This window comes from Bradyrhizobium sp. CB1015 (genome assembly GCF_025200925.1).
Taxonomy (GTDB): Bacteria; Pseudomonadota; Alphaproteobacteria; order Rhizobiales; family Xanthobacteraceae; genus Bradyrhizobium.
Window position 1 is genome coordinate 5,940,647 of record NZ_CP104174.1, and the last position, 15,723, is coordinate 5,956,369.

General features: G+C 65.0%; 19 protein-coding genes and 1 pseudogene. 8 read left to right on the forward strand and 12 right to left on the reverse strand.

What is annotated here, in order from left to right:
• Nucleotides 1–164 precede the first annotated feature (164 nt).
• On the forward strand, nt 165–659 hold the full coding sequence (locus N2604_RS27795) for a hypothetical protein (protein WP_260371273.1): 495 nt from the start codon (nt 165–167) through the stop codon (nt 657–659).
• Nucleotides 660–839: 180 nt separating this feature from the next.
• Here N2604_RS27795 and N2604_RS27800 read toward each other — a convergent pair whose 3' ends face one another.
• A complete protein-coding gene (locus N2604_RS27800) occupies nt 840–1,214 on the reverse strand; it encodes a hypothetical protein (RefSeq protein WP_260376318.1) in 375 nt (124 codons plus the stop codon).
• 100 nt (nt 1,215–1,314) lie between these two features.
• Nucleotides 1,315–1,647, reverse strand: coding sequence for a hypothetical protein (locus N2604_RS27805; RefSeq protein WP_260371274.1), 333 nt, complete (start codon nt 1,645–1,647; stop codon nt 1,315–1,317).
• A 93-nt stretch (nt 1,648–1,740) separates the two neighbouring features.
• On the opposite strand from N2604_RS27805, the gene N2604_RS27810 reads away from it, so the two are divergent.
• Nucleotides 1,741–1,905, forward strand: a complete 165-nt coding sequence (locus N2604_RS27810; RefSeq protein ID WP_260371275.1) for a hypothetical protein — start codon at nt 1,741–1,743, stop codon at nt 1,903–1,905.
• Here the strand turns inward: N2604_RS27810 and N2604_RS27815 are convergent, their stop codons facing one another.
• A complete protein-coding gene (locus tag N2604_RS27815) occupies nt 1,906–2,436 on the reverse strand; it encodes a gamma carbonic anhydrase family protein (RefSeq protein ID WP_260371276.1) in 531 nt (176 codons plus the stop codon).
• Between the two features lie 84 nt (nt 2,437–2,520).
• Nucleotides 2,521–2,850, reverse strand: coding sequence for a DUF6949 family protein (locus N2604_RS27820; RefSeq protein WP_260371277.1), 330 nt, complete (start codon nt 2,848–2,850; stop codon nt 2,521–2,523).
• Nucleotides 2,851–3,073: 223 nt separating this feature from the next.
• Here N2604_RS27820 and N2604_RS27825 point away from each other — a divergent pair, with 223 nt between their 5' ends.
• On the forward strand, nt 3,074–3,781 hold the full coding sequence (locus N2604_RS27825; protein WP_260371278.1) for a hypothetical protein: 708 nt from the start codon (nt 3,074–3,076) through the stop codon (nt 3,779–3,781).
• A gap of 277 nt (nt 3,782–4,058) precedes the next feature.
• On the forward strand, nt 4,059–5,888 hold the full coding sequence (locus N2604_RS27830) for a caspase family protein (RefSeq protein WP_260371279.1): 1,830 nt from the start codon (nt 4,059–4,061) through the stop codon (nt 5,886–5,888).
• Between the two features lie 151 nt (nt 5,889–6,039).
• On the opposite strand, the gene N2604_RS27835 is transcribed toward N2604_RS27830, so the two are convergent.
• The gene (locus tag N2604_RS27835; protein ID WP_007602550.1) at nt 6,040–6,258 is read right to left on the reverse strand and encodes a DUF3126 family protein; all 219 of its coding nucleotides are present in this window, start codon (nt 6,256–6,258) and stop codon (nt 6,040–6,042) included.
• Nucleotides 6,259–6,387: 129 nt separating this feature from the next.
• Nucleotides 6,388–7,212 carry a serine O-acetyltransferase gene (cysE, locus tag N2604_RS27840; protein ID WP_122402590.1) on the reverse strand — a complete coding sequence of 275 codons (825 nt, stop codon included), beginning with the start codon at nt 7,210–7,212 and terminating at the stop codon, nt 6,388–6,390.
• Nucleotides 7,213–7,490: 278 nt separating this feature from the next.
• On the opposite strand from cysE, the gene N2604_RS27845 reads away from it, so the two are divergent.
• Nucleotides 7,491–8,849 carry a hypothetical protein gene (locus N2604_RS27845; protein ID WP_260371280.1) on the forward strand — a complete coding sequence of 453 codons (1,359 nt, stop codon included), beginning with the start codon at nt 7,491–7,493 and terminating at the stop codon, nt 8,847–8,849.
• Nucleotides 8,850–8,936: 87 nt separating this feature from the next.
• On the opposite strand, the gene N2604_RS27850 is transcribed toward N2604_RS27845, so the two are convergent.
• The 3 genes and pseudogenes from N2604_RS27850 to N2604_RS27860 form a co-directional block, all read right to left on the reverse strand.
• Complete coding sequence (locus N2604_RS27850; protein WP_260371281.1) at nt 8,937–9,287, reverse strand: hypothetical protein; 351 nt, start codon at nt 9,285–9,287, stop codon at nt 8,937–8,939.
• A gap of 359 nt (nt 9,288–9,646) precedes the next feature.
• A pseudogene (locus N2604_RS27855) lies at nt 9,647–9,763 on the reverse strand (alpha/beta hydrolase); the annotation flags it as partial.
• Nucleotides 9,764–9,797: 34 nt separating this feature from the next.
• Nucleotides 9,798–10,211 (reverse strand): hypothetical protein, encoded by a 414-nt coding sequence (locus N2604_RS27860; protein ID WP_260371282.1) that lies wholly within the window; start codon nt 10,209–10,211, stop codon nt 9,798–9,800.
• 107 nt (nt 10,212–10,318) lie between these two features.
• On the opposite strand from N2604_RS27860, the gene N2604_RS27865 reads away from it, so the two are divergent.
• A complete protein-coding gene (locus N2604_RS27865; RefSeq protein WP_260371283.1) occupies nt 10,319–11,254 on the forward strand; it encodes a LysR family transcriptional regulator in 936 nt (311 codons plus the stop codon).
• A 92-nt stretch (nt 11,255–11,346) separates the two neighbouring features.
• Here N2604_RS27865 and N2604_RS27870 read toward each other — a convergent pair whose 3' ends face one another.
• Both N2604_RS27870 and N2604_RS27875 read right to left on the reverse strand, forming a co-directional pair.
• The gene (locus N2604_RS27870; protein ID WP_260371284.1) at nt 11,347–12,102 is read right to left on the reverse strand and encodes an alpha/beta fold hydrolase; all 756 of its coding nucleotides are present in this window, start codon (nt 12,100–12,102) and stop codon (nt 11,347–11,349) included.
• A gap of 118 nt (nt 12,103–12,220) precedes the next feature.
• On the reverse strand, nt 12,221–13,357 hold the full coding sequence (locus tag N2604_RS27875) for a hypothetical protein (protein ID WP_260371285.1): 1,137 nt from the start codon (nt 13,355–13,357) through the stop codon (nt 12,221–12,223).
• Nucleotides 13,358–13,664: 307 nt separating this feature from the next.
• On the opposite strand from N2604_RS27875, the gene N2604_RS27880 reads away from it, so the two are divergent.
• Both N2604_RS27880 and N2604_RS27885 read left to right on the forward strand, forming a co-directional pair.
• Complete coding sequence (locus N2604_RS27880; RefSeq protein ID WP_008562814.1) at nt 13,665–13,910, forward strand: zinc-finger domain-containing protein; 246 nt, start codon at nt 13,665–13,667, stop codon at nt 13,908–13,910.
• 20 nt (nt 13,911–13,930) lie between these two features.
• On the forward strand, nt 13,931–15,133 hold the full coding sequence (locus tag N2604_RS27885; protein WP_260371286.1) for an FAD-dependent monooxygenase: 1,203 nt from the start codon (nt 13,931–13,933) through the stop codon (nt 15,131–15,133).
• A 24-nt stretch (nt 15,134–15,157) separates the two neighbouring features.
• Here N2604_RS27885 and N2604_RS27890 read toward each other — a convergent pair whose 3' ends face one another.
• Nucleotides 15,158–15,580 (reverse strand): twin-arginine translocation pathway signal, encoded by a 423-nt coding sequence (locus tag N2604_RS27890; protein ID WP_260371287.1) that lies wholly within the window; start codon nt 15,578–15,580, stop codon nt 15,158–15,160.
• Nucleotides 15,581–15,723: the final 143 nt, after the last annotated feature.

Genomic DNA, 15,723 nt, shown 5'->3' on the forward strand with positions numbered 1-15,723 from the left:
CCGTTCGGAGCCGGCAAGGCTCGCTGATCACTGGTTTTTTTGGCTCTCAGCCTCTTTTTGGTCCCATTCCTTGCCGAAACGTAAGGCTTTCGGGACGCCCCGGTGACCCCTTTGGGTTGCCGGTCTTCGCCACTCACCAAGTTTCAATTTGGGTTTTGTCAGCGATGATCGATCTCGCCCAGGACACGCCGTCCAACCCCCTCCTTCGCCTTGGCGCCCAGCCCATCGCGCTGACCGCCGCCGCCCTTCTCCTGCTGATCGCCGGCGTCACCTCGATCGCGATCTGGCGAGCTTATTCCGGCACCGCCCCCGAGTCCGATCGGGTGGTGGCATCGCGGCAGCTTCAGGCCCGCGCCGCCCAAGCCTCCGAGCAGCTGGTCGAGAAGACCAAGGGGCTGGAGGCGACGCAGCAGGAATCGATCGACCAGCTCCAGGTGGTGCAGGACCAGCTCCAGACGATGAAGCGGCTGATGGCGGCGCAACAGGCCGACACCAAGCGCCTGTCCGAGCAGGTCACAGCCTTGAACGAGTCCATCGACGGCCTGCGGCAGTCCTTTGCCAGTGCACGGGCGACCGAGGTCGAGACGCCATCGGTCACCCGCAGGAAACCGGCACGGCACCGCGTCCACGCCAGCGAACGCAAGCGCTCGCGCGGCTGAGCCGATCACGGGGCGGGAACTTTATTTTCGCCACTTGTGAACTGGATCACATTCGCCGGTATGATTCCGCGCGATGCTCGCCGTTACCGGATGGCGTGAGCCGATTTCAATATCCGGGGCTGGCAAGGTCGTTGACGGTATACTGCGTCAACGGCCTTGTTTTTTAACAGCTATTCCGCCTCACTCGCAGACGTCGACCCGGCGGTAGCGCCATCCCGATGGCGTCATGACACGCTTCCGCGCGACATAGCAGCCGCCATAACCGTCGTCGTAGCCGGCACCATAATAGGAAGGGCCACCGTAATAGGGGTAGCCGTAGCCGTAATAAGAGCCGTAATAGCCGGCACCGACGAGACCTGCCCCGATTGCGACCCCTGGCCAGAAGCCGCCGCCGTGCCAATGACGGTGCGCCCAGCCATGGAAGCCGCCACCATGGAAGCCACCGCCGTGAAAGCCTCCACCATGTCCGAAGCCGCCGCGCGCCTCCGCCGTTTGTGGCGCCGACAGCCCGACCGCCGCTACGGCCAGTGCCGTCATGATCGTCTTGGGTAACATCACTCGATCCTCCGCGTGGATGCCCACGCTTCAAAGCAGGACCAAGCTAACGTCGGTCGGCAATTCGTGACAGCCACGCTGTCTCACTTCCGCGCGAGCGTCAGCAGCCGCGGCAGATGCTCTTCATTTTCCTGTCGAGCTGACGGTTCTCGGCGTTGACGGCGGCATCAGCCGCCGCCCCTGCGCCGGCGCCGGTCGGAGCTCCGGAGCCCGGCCCGGATGATTGCGCCGTGCCCAGGCTGTTGGTGCCGGGCGGTGGAACGGGCGCATTGGCAGTCCCCCCGGTCGATCCCACCGAGCCTCCCGTCGAGCCCATCGAGGCTCCGCTCGATCCGGCAGAGCCGCCGGTCGTTTGCGCGAACGAGGCGGCCGGCATCGCCGCGAGTACGAGGATCATGATCGCGGTCTTGATCGAAGCGCATGATCTGGCCATCGGAAATTCTCCTTTGCCGGTCAACGGTCGCTACGAAGACCTGTTCCGGAACAAATGCCGTCACATCAGCTTGAAGACGCGGGAGCAATCACGATGACCGATCGCGATCCCTTTGCAGAGGGCGAACGCGCCGCGCGCGAAGACATTCCGGCTGAGGCCAATCCTTATCGCGACGGCAGCGACGAGCACGCACTGTGGGCCGCTGGTCACGAGAAGGTGGCAGGCGCGATCGAATCGCGCCAATCTGAAGGCAGCTGATCAGCCGACCCGCTTCAAGCCCTGCTTGAAGCGCGGACCGTTGGCCACGTAGAACCTCGCCGCACTCCCCATCTTCTGCACCTGGGCGTCGTCGAGGGTGCGGATCACACGGGCCGGCGAGCCGATGATCAGCGAGCGCTCGGGAAACTCCTTTCCCTCGGTGATGACGGAGCCGGCGCCGACGATGCTGTTGCGGCCGATCTTCGCGCCGTTCATCACGATCGAGCCCATGCCGATCAGCGCGCCTTCCTCGATGGTGCAGCCGTGCAGGATGACGTTGTGGCCGACCGTGCAGTTCCTGCCGATGATAAGCGGAAAGCCGAGATCGGTGTGGCAGGTCGAGCCGTCCTGCACGTTGGCGCCCTCGCCGATCTCGATCCACTCATTGTCGCCGCGCAGCACCGCGCCGAACCAGACGCTCGCGCCCGGCTTCAGGCGCACCCGGCCGATCACGGTCGCGGTCTCGGCGATGAAATAATTGCCGTCGGCGGGAAGGTCGGGCGCCTGCCCGTCGAGCTCGTAGATGGCCATGGGGGTCTCCTGTCGCATCGACGACTGGCATAGCCAAACGGCAGCCTCGACGCAAAGGGCCGGCCGCGCTCAAGGCGCTTCGGATCAGACCAGAAGGCCGGCGGCGCGCAGCGTCATCAGGAAGAAGGTGCCGCTCATCATGCTCCAGAACCCGGCGATGAGGGTTGCCATCATCACGAACTCGACGCGGCGGCTTTCCACCCGTATGCCGCGCAGCGTGTTGCGCATGATGATGAAGGGCGCGGCGAACACCAGGAACGGAACCGCCGCGAAGGTTTTCGGGGCCACGCCGTCCTGCAGCAGGCCGAAGCCGGCGGGCCGCTGCGCGAGCGCCTGGTATCCGTTCACGAGTGCGCCCGCGAGCGCGAAACCGATGCAGATCGAGAAGAAGGTGTTGAGAGCTTCAGGTGTCATCGGAACTGCTCCGCCCTTACGCAACGCGCGTGCCTTCCTGTGACAAAGAGTGCGCCTTAACGCTACATTATCCTTAAGGAAAGGTTAACGCGGCCCGGCCGCCCCGCGCAGGGCCGTCCCCGCTTCCCGCAGGCGGGAACGCTGCGCGAAACCGCCGTCGCATGGCATATTCGCCGCTGATTCGTCGGCCATCGGCCGACCTCCGGTCGACCTCACGCAATTCATGACATTGTTCTCGGCAGCTTCCCTCAGGTCCCCCCGCATGCGCACCCGGGCGCATGTCGTCCCGATCGTGCTCGGCGGCACTGCGGCGGCGTGTGCGGTCGCGCTCGTCGCCTATCTGTTGTGGCCGACCTGGGGCAGCGGCGGCGCGAACGCCCCGGACAAGCTGCCGGTGAGCGTCGGCGGCACGTTGTTCAACCTGCCGGTGACCGCGATCCGGATGAAGATCCAGCGGCACTCGGGGCCGCAGGAGCGCATCGATCTCGACTTCCTCTATCCCTCGCTGGAGCCGCCCGGCGCGCCCAGGCACGTCACCTCCGACACGGCGGAAGCGGCGCTGCAGTCGATCGACCGCATCTTCCTGTCGATCGCAGCCCATCACGATGCGCTCTCGCCCGAGCAGCGAACGACGACGATCTATCCGCGCTATCTCGACCAGTCCGCGGCAATGCCGTCGGACGGCCTGACGATGCGGATGTTCCGAACCGACACGCCCTACGGCGGCGAGGACCTCTATTCGGCTGCGAGCCCCGCGCTCACCGCGCGCTGCACGCGCGATGCCGCCACCCCGGGCATGTGCCTCGCCGAGCGCCGCGTCGGCGGCGCCGACCTCACCTTCCGCTTTCCGCGAAGTTGGCTGTCGCAATGGCGCGACGTGGCCGAGGCGATGGAGAGGCTGACGGCGCAGCTGCGCGGACCGCGGGGCTGAGCGAGGTCTCTGCCCCGCTGCGCGGTAGGCTTGCATGAGGGCTGGAGCCTCCAAAATAAAAAAGTCGAAAACAACCCCATGCACAGTAGCCAAGCGTTGGCAGCATCGACGCTTTTCGTATTTTTCGAATAACAATTGACCTGTCGGGGCAAAACAGGGCATGATGCCACGATGCGGTGGCCCGGGGTTTGCCCAGGATGTGTGATTGATATCACTGATCGTAGATTTCGTTTGGCCATCCTGCGAATAATCTGACGCTATGCATTCGGGGGCTGGAATGCGGCTTCGGCTGTTTGTTTTGTTGATTTTTGCGACTTGGCTTGGGACCGGCTCTGCGCTGGCCGAGAAGCGCGTCGCGCTCGTCATGGGCAACTCGGCCTACAAGCACGTGGCGAGGCTGGCGAATCCCGCGAACGATGCCGCACTGGTCGGCGGCATGTTCAGGAAGGCCGGTTTCGATGCCGTCGACATCAAGCTTGACCTCAATGGTTCGGAGATGCGCAAGGCGCTGCGCGAGTTCGGCGGCAAGGCGCGGGATGCCGACGTCGCGGTGGTCTATTACGCCGGGCATGGAATCGAACTGGACGGCGCTAACTATCTGATCCCGACAGATGCCGCCTTAGAGACCGATACCGACGTCTTTGACGAGGCGTTCCCGCTCGACCGGGTGCTGTTTGCGGTCGAGCCGGCCAAGCAACTGCGCCTCGTCATTCTGGATGCCTGCCGGGACAATCCCTTTGCCAAGACCATGAAGCGGACGGTTGCCTCGCGAGCCATCGGCCGCGGGCTTGCCAAGGTCGAGCCGACCAGCCCGAATACATTGATTGCCTTCGCGGCGAAGGCGGGCTCGACAGCTTCGGATGGCAACTCCCAAAACAGCCCGTTCGCGGCGGCTCTCGTCGAACGTCTCCCCGCGCCCGGGCTCGACCTGCGCAAGGCGTTCGGCTTCGTACGCGACGACGTCCTGAAGAGCACCGGCTACAAGCAAGAGCCCTACGTGTACGGCTCGCTCGGCGGCGATGACGTGCCGCTGGTTGCGGCGAAGCCGGTCGCGATCGGGCCACAGGCCAACCCCGACAGCGAAATCCGGCGCGACTACGAACTGGCGCTTCAGCTGGGTACGCGCGACGGCTGGGCTGCCTTCCTTAATAGCTTTCCCACCGGTTTCTACGCCGATCTGGCCAAGGGCCAGCTGAACAAGATCGCCGCCGAAGAAACCCGCGCCGCCGCTGCGGAGAAGGCCAGGCAGGCCGAGGAGGAGAAGGCCCGGTTGGCATCTGACCGCGCCAAGAAGGCCGAGCAGGAGAAAGCAGCAGCTGCCGCGAAGGCCGCTGAGGACGCCAAGGCAGCGGCGGAGAAAGCCAAGCAGATCGAGGAAGCCAAGGCAGCTGCTGCCGAGCAGCGCAGGAAGGACGCCGAAGCGGCTGTCGCCAAAGCCTTGGCCGACAAGCAGGCTGCCGAAAAGGCGCTCGCCGAGAAGATTGCGAACGACAAAGCAGCTGCCGAGCTAGCGACAAAACAGGCGAACGAGAAGGCTCAGCGTGACGCTGAGCAGAAGGTCGCGGCCGTGGCCCCTACTCAATCGATGCCCGGCCTTTCGTCCCAGGAGACTGCAAAGCTGGTGCAATCCGAGCTGCGCAGGGTCGGTTGTCATCCGGCTCCCGCGGACGGCATTTGGACTGCCTCGTCGGAGCGCTCGTTGACGCTATTCAACAAATACACCGGAACGAAGTTCGATACCAAGCAGGCAAGCTTCGAGGCGCTCGATGCGATCAAAGCCAAGCCCGGCCGGGTCTGCCCGCTGGTGTGCGATCATGGCTTCAAGGCCGACGGCGATGCTTGCGTGAAGATCGCCTGCCGCGCCGGCTATCGCGTCAACGACGACAATGAATGCGAGAAGGTGCAGGACAAGAAGCCGGTTGCGACCCGGGAGGATGCCAAGAAGCGAGACTCGGAGCGGAAGCAAACCGAAGCTGCTCCTTCGAAGCCCTCCGCATCTGGGCAAATGGTTTGCAACAGCGCGGGCTGCCGTCCCGTTCGGTCGGGCTGTCGCCTTGAATCAAAAAGCACAGGCCACGCCCTGGTTAACGTCGAAGTCTGCAACTGAAGAGAGTGCCAGGCGTTGCAGAGATGCGTCATGTCGCGTCTGGGCGTAGACTCTGCACTGCAACGCCAAGAGCGTTGCAGTGCGTCCGGGACACGGAGAACGCCGCGCAGGAGTGAAGACTTCGCTTCGCTCGCAATGACGGCGTGACAAACTACTCCTGATCCACCAGATCATCTTCGAGGATCGCCATCTGGAACTGGAACGAGCGATCGTCGTCCTCGTCGTCGACGAAGAGCACGCCGATGAACTCCTCGCCGATATAGACTTCGGCGGAATCGTCCTTCTTCGGCCGCGGCACGACGCGGATCTTGGGATTGCCGAATACGCGCTTCAGATACGCATCCAACTTTCTGACTTCTTTGACGTCCACGGCAAGTCTCCGATCGAAAATGGTCGGCGGGTTTTAGGACGAGATGCGGCGAACCGCCAGCACGAATTGTCAAAGAATTTGGGGAGGAAAAGGGCCGGAAAATCCGGCCCTTCGCAGCATCAAGAGCCCTCAGAGCCCCATCGCGTTGATCATCTGGTCCATGGTACGCGACGGTTCGGCGCAGCCGGCCTCGCCGACGATCTTGGCCGGCACGCCCGCGACCGTGACATTGTGCGGCACCGGCTTGACCACGACCGAGCCCGCGGCGATGCGCGCGCAATGGCCGATCTCGATATTGCCGAGGATCTTTGCGCCGGCGCCGATCAAGACGCCGTGACGAATCTTGGGGTGACGGTCTTCGTTCTCCTTGCCCGTGCCGCCGAGCGTGACGCCGTGCAGGATCGAGACGTCGTCTTCGATGACAGCCGTCTCGCCGCAGACGAAGCCGGTGGCGTGGTCGAGGAAGATGCCGCGGCCGATGCGCGCGGCGGGATTGATGTCGGTCTGGAACACCGCCGACGATCGGCTCTGAAGGTAATAGGCGAAATCCTTGCGGCCCTTCAGATAGAGCCAGTGCGCGAGGCGATGGGTCTGGATGGCGTGAAAGCCCTTGAAGTAGAGCAAGGGATCGATGAAGCGCGAGGTCGCGGGATCGCGGTCGTAGACAGCAACGAGGTCGGCGCGGAAGGCGTTGCCGATATCAGGGTCGTCGCGCAGCGCCTCGATATAAGCCTGGCGCACGAGATCGCCCGACAGCGCGGAATGATCGAGCCGGTCGGCGACGCGGTGGACCACCGAATCTTCCAGCCGGCCGTGATGCAGCACCGCCGAATAGATGAAGGTCGCAAGCTCCGGCTCGCGGCGGACGATGTCCTCCGCTTCGCTGCGGATCCGGTCCCAGATCGGATCGAGCGATGCGAGCTTTCCTCCCGGATTGACCTGATGCACTGCCATGGAAATTGCTCTCTCGAATGGGCGTCTTTTGCTCTCTGTATAGCACAGTCTAGGCGACAAAGTCCTGACGGGCTTGCCTGAGAGTGAACAGCACCTTGCCCCGCGAGGCATGCCAAGGCTTTGAAACACAACAGTTTCTTTTGGCGCCCCAAGCGGCAAGGTCGGCTCAAGGTGGTCAGAGTTTCGCCAAATTCAAGCCGGGCGGCTTCAAACTATTGGTGAATTCTCTTTGAGCGGTTATTGCGGTCATTGGTCGGAAAGCGAGGACGGGACCGGATTTGAGCATCACCACCGATCAATTGCGCGCGCGCGCAGCTGGTACGTTTTGGCTGCGGCTGGCGGCGGTGGCCCTGCCCCTCCTGATGATCGCGCCGGCGGTCTGGAACGGCTATCCGCTGTTGCAATGGGATACCGGCGGCTATCTGGCGCGCTGGTACGAGGGCTATCTCGTCCCCAGCCGCTCCACGGTGTTCGGCCTCTACCTGCATTATGGCGAGGGTTTTGGCTTCTGGATCAACCTCGCGGTCCAGTCGCTGGCGACGCTATGGCTGTTGCAGCTCACGCTTCGCGTGCTGGGATTGATGCAGACCTTCCGCTTCGTCGCGATCAGCCTCTCCCTGATGCTGTCGACCGCGCTGCCCTGGCTTGCGAGCATGCTGCTCACCGACATCTTTGCCGGGCTCGCGGTGCTGTCGCTGTTCCTGCTGATGGTCGGCGCAAGCCGCACCTCGGTGCTCGAGAAGGCATCTTTGTTCGTCTTCACCGCCTTTGCCGCCGCGACCCACAGCGCGACGCTCGGCGTGCTGCTGGGGCTGTGCGCCGCCGGCTGGATGGTGCGGCCGTTCGTGGGCGGGCGGCTGCCGCTTGCGGGATTAGCGCAGGCGATCCTGACCATCGTCGCGGGCGGCCTGATGCTGGTCTCCGCGAATTATGCATTGTCCGGCAAGCTGGCGTGGACGCCCGGCGGTTACGGCGTCGCCTTCGGCCGCATGATGCAGGACGGCATCGTCGCGCAATATCTCAACGACCATTGCCCGCGCGAGCGCTACAAGCTCTGCCCCTACCGCAACGCGCTGCCGGCAAGCGCCGACGAATTCCTGTGGGGCAAGAGCATGTTCAACACGCTCGGCCGTTTCGAAGGCATGAACGAGGAGATGGGCACCATCGTCGTGCAGTCGCTGAAGGATTATCCGGCCTGGCAGGCCGGCGCGGCGCTCCGCGCGATGGGGCAGCAATTGCTGCATGTGGCGACCGGCGAAGGCACCAACGGCTGGATCCCGCACACCCGCGGCATCATCGAGCGCTACATCCCCGCGCAGGCCGCGCCGATGCGCGCGGCGCGGCAGCAGAACTGGGGTGTCAATTTCGATGACGTGAACTGGCTGCATGTCCCAGTCGCGCTGGGCTCGATGCTGGCGCTGGTCGCGCTGCTCGCCCATGCGCTGGTGAACCGCCGGCTGGACGACCTGACGCTGCTGGCGGGGACGGTGACGCTGGCGCTACTCGGCAACGCCTTCATCTGCGGCGTGATCTCAGGGCCCCACGACCGCTACGGCGCACGGATGGTGTGGGTTGCGACGTTCGTGGTGCTGATGGCGCTGACGCGGCGTTGGGGCGAGGACAGCAAAGCGGGATGAGATGTGACCGTCTATAGGACGCTGGCACTCAAGCCAAAAAAATCCCGCCCGAAGGCGGGAAGCGCAAGAGACTGCTTGATCCGAAGATCACTCAGAGCCGCACGATGCCCGCCCAGCTCCCTTGTGCAAGCCAAGTCTCGCCGTGCCAACGGTGAGACTGAGATCATCAGCTGATGCCCCAGCAATCTTTATCGTTTTCGCGCGCGGCGTCAGAATTGCAATCTGACTAGGAGAAGCCGGCATCCCAGCTGACATTAGCGTTGGCGTAGCCGCACTCTCCTCTACCTGGGCCGAGCCGAGCACGGCTACTTGATGCCGGGTGATCGGGAAGCCTATCATTTCAAAAGTTGGCAGTTGCAACGTACAACCATTGGCTTGATTGATCGCCACGCTTCCGATGCTGGTAATGGCTGTCACGATCAGGAGTTGTCTTTTCATGGGATTTTCCCTCTCGGATTAGAGATATTCCCACCGCAAATTCCAGACTCAGCTTATTCCCAGGTATGAACGATTTATGTGAACCTCTTCACCATTAGTTCGGGGTATTCTGCAGAAGTTCAAAATCAATGCGAACTCTAGGAAGGTCAGTGTTGCTGCTCTTCACACTGCCATGGTTCGCATGTGCCCCTTCCGACGTTCCTACCCGCCGAGCTGACGTCTCATCAGCGCTCTCAGCTGACTCCAGATGTCTGCTCATGAAGGAGTGGACGGTTGCCCCGAAGGAAGTGGATGGTCCCTTGTGATGGGACATTTCGGGACGGCTGGGCAACAACGTCATCGCCTCAGACAACATCGCCTCAGCCGCGGCGTGACAGGAAATCCAGCACGCCGGTCTTGTAGACCTTGTCGCCGACCACGCGCATGTGGTCGCGGCCCGGAATGTCCAGCACTTCCGCGCCGGGGATGAGGGCGCCGCCGAGACGAACAGAGGCCGTCGGCTCAATGCGTTCACATCGCCTTGGCGAGCGCGAACAGCCGGAAATCCTGGAGCGCCGCGTGCCGATGCGGGGCGGCTTCGCGGCGGTAGGTCTCGGTGTCGACGATCGAGCGGAAGGTGGCGAAATCACCGTATTCATTGATGGCCGCTTCGTCCCAGCGTTCGCCCGGCGAGCCGACGAGGCTCGTCAGGACCGGCCCGGAAAACATCCGCGCGAGCGGCTTACCGGCCGCAAGACGCCGGAATGCCGGCCTGTAGCGTTCATGAAAGGCTTCGCGGCCCGAGCAGGGCGCGGCGTCGAATCCGTCCTCGTAACGCGCATGCACGCGGTAGCGCAGCAGATTGAGCATATAAACCGGCTGGCCGGGTGGAATCGCGCGCTCGGCGGCGTCAAGGGCTTGCAGGGTGATCTCGACGAGGTTCATGGGACTTCCCGCATTTCCAGCGCCGCAGAAGGCGCGCTGACGCTCCCTGATTAGCCGTTCGGGAATGGCTCTTGTAGTGACGGCCCAGCCATGTCTATGTGGACCGTATGTCCACAACAACTTTACCTCCCGACCTCTCGCGTCTCCTCGCCTTCGTCCGCGTCGTCGAGGCAGGCTCCTTCGCCGAAGCCGCGCGGCGGGCGGGGACGACCACCTCGGCGATGTCGAAGGCGGTCGCCCGCTTCGAAAAGGCTCACGGGTTGCGGCTCTTGCATCGCTCCACCCATTCGTTGGCGCTGACCGAAGAGGGCGACAGGCTGATGACGGCGGGACGCGCGTTGGCCGAAAGTCTCGCCCGTGTCCAATCCGCGCTCGGCGAAGTCGCGCGCGACGATGGCGGACGGGTGCGCGTGACCGCCCCCGCCTCGTTCGCGCGCGCCTGCATCCTGCCGCGACTGCCCGCGTTCCTGCGGGAGCGGCCGGAAATCGAGATCGAGGTCAAATTCCGCAACGAGATTCTCGATCTCGCGGCGGAAGGCGTCGACGTCGCGATCCGCTCAGGGCCGATCGACCGCGCGCCAGGCCATCAGGCGCGGCGGCTTTGCACCTTCTCCTGGATCGCTTGCGCCTCGCCAGCCTATCTGAAGGCGCGCGGCGCGCCGGCAACTCCCTTTGAGCTTTCCGCGCACGACCACGTCGGCTTCCGCAATCCCGCGAGCGGTCAGATCCTGACCTGGCGCTTCGCCGACCCGCGCGGCAAAGGACCCATTCGCATCACGCCCAAGCCCAAGCACATTTGCGACGACGCGCATGCTTCGCTCGCCTTGATCGCGAATGGGTTTGGGATCGGCTGGGGGCCAGCGTGGCTCGTTGGCGAATACCTTCGCACCGGCCGGCTGGTCGAAGTGCTGGTACCCTGGCGCGCGCCTGGGGAACCGCTATGGATGCTGCGCACCTCCGGCCGCCGCCCGCCCCTGCGTACACAGCGCGTCATGTCATTCCTCAACACGCTTCCCGCCATGTTCAGCGACAAGGCGGCGTGAAGCAGCGGTCATCACCGAAATTGAGGCGCCAGGAAACTGAGCTAAAGGTCCTAGGGATTGGAGGCGAAGACCCCTATTGGCGCTTTGCCGACTCACCCCCGCCGCGACAGAAAATCCAGCACGCCGGTCTTGTAGACCTTGTCTCCGACCGCGCGCATGTGGTCGCGGCCCGGAATGTCCAGCACTTCCGCGCCGGGGATGAGGGCGCCGAGCGCGCTGGCACTTCCTGCGACGTCGTCGGTCGAGCCGACTGCGATCAGCACCGGCACGTCGATGCGCGCGGCTTCCTCGCGGGTCATGAGATCGCGCGTGCCGCGGAGGCACGCGGCGAGCGCGCGGCGGTCGGAGCGGGTCTGATCGGCGAACGCGCGGAAGGTACGCCCCACGGGATCGGTGACATCATCCAGCGCAGGCGCCTCCAGCGCTTTGGCGACGTTCTCGCCGGGCCCGGTGCCCTCGATCAGGCCGCCGATGCCGATGCCGCCGAGGATCGCCGAGCGCAGGCGCTGCGGCTCGTTGAGGGAAAGCCAGGCCGTCATCCGCCCGCCCATCGAATAGCCCATGATGTCGGCCTGCGGGATGGCGAGATGATCCATCAGCGCGAGCACGTCGCCGGCCATGGTCGGGATCGAATACTCTGCCGGGTCGTAGAGCTTTGCGCTTTCGCCGTGGCCGCGATTGTCGAGCGCGATCACGCGGCGGCCGTTCTTGCGCAGCTCCGAAACCCAGGTCGGATAGACCCAGTTCACGTTCTTGCTGGAGGCAAAGCCGTGCACCAGGACGATCGGATCGCCCTCGCCTTCGTCGAGATAGGCAATTTCAACGGCGCCGTTGTGAAAGCTCGGCATCATCAGTTCCGTGAGGGTGTTGAGGGGAATGACGCGATCTTAGAGCACGATCCGGCAAAGTGTGCAGCGGTTTTCCGGCAACATCATGCTCAAACAATAGCCCGAAGCGGACCGCGCCTCAGGCCGCCGCGGCGGCGTTGGCTAAGGCAGCGTCGGCCGCCATCTGCGCGCGGCGAAGCCGCCGCGCCCGCCTGCGATCGCACCAGGCCTGGGTCAGGCGCTCGGTGGTCGCCTTGATGGAGGCGAGCAGGCCGAACAGCGTCACGACCGCGCCAAACAGCCACATCGCCAGATTGAACGCACCGCCGACGAGCAGCAGCGCGCCGCGGCCGAGCAGCTTGATGATCGCGCGCGTCTTGCCGCCCTGCGCTTCGGCAAGCCGCGCCGCGCGCGCGACGTCCTTGGGACCCTCGGCGATGCGCAACGTGTCCATGGCGCCGCGCGTGCCGGTCTTTCCGGCGACACGCGTGACGTCCTTGCCGAGGCGGACCAGCGCACCGGCCTTCTCGGCGCGGAACGCCGCCTTGATCGCGCTCACGGTCTGCCCCGGCCGCAGCACCGAGCCTGATGCCACTGCGCTCCGGAGCATCGGCGTGTCGACGACCTCGCGCGCGGACCGGCCGGCCCATGCGGCGAGCCCCTCGCCGAGCCGTCCGAGCTTGCGCGCATCCTTCACCAGCGTCAGTCCGGCGCGCACCGGCGCGGCACCGCCGACGGAGACGTAGGTTGCCGCCGTCACCGCAAGGCCCGCCGCCGCAAGTGAGAGCACGAGGCGGTCGGTGTCCTCGCCCATGACCAGATGCTTGCCCTCGCGCACCACGTCCCTGACGTCGCCGAACACGAACAGATCGCCCGCCACGGTCCCGGAGAGGCTCGCAACGTCGTCCGCGTTGCCGGTGACGAGACCGGTGGCGAAGCGCTTGGCGAAATGCGAGTTCGAATTCTCCGCTTTGACGGCGTCGCCGACGCGGCTCAAGAGGTCATCGGGAAGCGCGATGTTGCGGTCACGCGCCAGCGCAACGAAACTGTCGGCGAGATCGGCATCGCCGGCCGCGAGCGCGGCCTCGATATTGTCCTGAACCAGGCGGTCGCTGTGCCGGAGCAGTGCATCGAGCTTCAGCTCGGACAGTGCGGCCGGATCGTCCTGGGCGACCAGGATCGCGCCGGCCTCGCGGGCGTGCGGCGCCACCTGCGCAAGCGTGAAGCTGCACACGGCAATTCCCGCCAACGCCGTACTGATTCGCAGCCACTTCATGTGGAAAAGCCCGGATGCCCTGAGATCGCTCGCGCGGAACGATACGTCTTTCGTCCCGATTTCACGCAACCACAGAGATAGTATGCCAAAATTGCGACACAACGTCCCCGACGAAAGAAGGGCTTCTCTCAGGCCGCAAGATTGTGTCGAATTTGCATGAGCCAATGAGCATGGGCACTTGCGGAGCTTTTCGGTTCCATTGGACTAGCAATCATCTGCACCCGCCAGTATGGTCCGCGGCGCCTCAAAGATGCCGCGTCAGTTGTTGATTGTGTCTGCCGCCTCTGCCACTCCAGGATGAACTACGATGTCCGACCATGTCGTCCCGCACTTCCATAACGATGCCGGTGTTCCCGTCATCGAGATCGGCTCGCAAGAGTTCATGTGCGTGGGCGCCAACCCTCCGTTCGACCATCCGCACGTCTTCCTCGACCTCGGCAACGACAACGAGATCATCTGCCCCTATTGCTCGACGCTGTACCGCTTCGCGGCCGACCTGAAGCCGGGCGAAGCCCGCCCGCCGGAATGCGTGCTGAAGGACAAGGTGGCCTGACCGCGTCCATCGGTTAAGGGGTGGCGCTCTCCCGAACGATTGTCATCGCCGGTGCCGGCATCGGTGGCCTGACGGCCGCGCTCGCACTCGCCGCCCGCGGCTTTCGCATTGTCGTGCTGGAAAAGGCCGAACGGCTCGAGGAGGTCGGCGCCGGCCTGCAGCTCTCCCCCAACGCCAGCCGCGTGCTGGTCGAGCTCGGCCTCACCGAACGCCTCAAGCTGCGCGCCGTCACCCCGGAGGCGGTCTCGATCATGAGCGCGCGGGCCGGCGGCGAGCTGCTGCGCATGCCGCTCGGCGAAGCGGCGTCCGCGCGGGCCGGCGCGCCCTATTGGGTGGTGCACCGTGCCGACCTGCAATCGGCCCTCGCCGGCGCCGTCGCCGATCATCCCGACATCGACCTGAAGCTGGGCGCGACCTTCGAGGACGTCGCGCCCCATGCCAAGGGACTGACCGTGGTCCATCGCAGCGGCACGATCCGCCGCAGCGATCTCGCCAGCGCGCTGATCGGCGCCGACGGCATCTGGTCGACGGTGCGCCAGCATCTGTTTCCCGAGGTGCAGCCGCGCTTCTCCGGCCTGATCGCCTGGCGCGGCACGCTCGATGCCACGCAACTGCCGAAGGACTATACCGCGCGCCGGGTGCAGCTCTGGATGGGACCGAACGCCCATCTGGTCGCCTATCCGATCGCGGGCGGGCGCCAGATCAACGTGGTCGCGGTGCTGCCGGGCACCTGGAACCGGCCGGGCTGGAGCACGCCCGGCGATGTCAGCGAGGTGATGGACGCCTTTGCCGGCCCACGCTGGCCGCCCGCGGCGCGGATGATGCTCGCGGCGGTCGACAGTTGGCGCAAATGGGCGCTGTTCGGCGTGCCCGAGGGGTGTCCCTGGAGCAAGGGTTCGGTGGCGCTGCTCGGCGATGCCGTGCACGCGATGCTGCCGTTCGCAGCGCAAGGAGCCGGCATGGCGATCGAGGATGCCGCCGTGCTCGCCCGGCATTTGAGCCTCGAGGCCGCCGAGAGTGGCAAAGAGGTCGCCGCCGCGCTGACGCAATACGGCCGTGCCCGCCAGGCGCGGGCGCGGCGGGTGCAGCGGACCGCGCGGCAGCAGGGCCGCATCTATCACTTCAGCGGGCCGCTCGCGCTCGCACGCGATCTTGCGATCCGCGCGCTCGGCCCGGAGCGCATGCTGGCGCGGCAGGACTGGATCTACGGCTGGCGGCCCTGATGCGAAGCGCCGCCGGCGCGAAGCTCAGCGGGCCGCTGTGCCGGATTTCGATGCGGATTTGGCGGTGGCCGCTGGCGATGCCGGAGGCGGCGGCGCCTCGGGCGGCGTCTCCCGACATCTGTTGCGGCGCCAGGCGTCCTCGGCCAATTGGGCCTGACCGCGCACGGCGACATAGTCGTTGCGATAAGCGAGCTCGGACACGACCGCGCCACCGGCCCCGGTCTGCGCCTTGTCCATCAGTCTCTGCAGATCGGCGGTGCGATTGGCGAGGTTCTTGCGCTCCCCCTCAAGCTGCTTGCAGTCGTACAATTCGTATTTGGCGGGATCGGCAAAGGCCGGCGCGATCGTCTCGCTCACGCCGGCGCAGCCGGACAGCGCGAGGCCAGCCGCAAGCAGCGCGAACAGCGCGCCAAAGCCGCGCAGCGGAGAGGAAAACGAAACAGCCATGCCGGATGAATAGTCCCCGTGAATTGAGAATGCCTAAAGCAGCAACAGATGTCCGGATTGAGGCTTTGCCTTGTGCGCCCGGCTCGCTTAAGGAAGAACCGTCCTTCCGGCGACGAACGCCCCAATTCCAGACGGAGGGAATG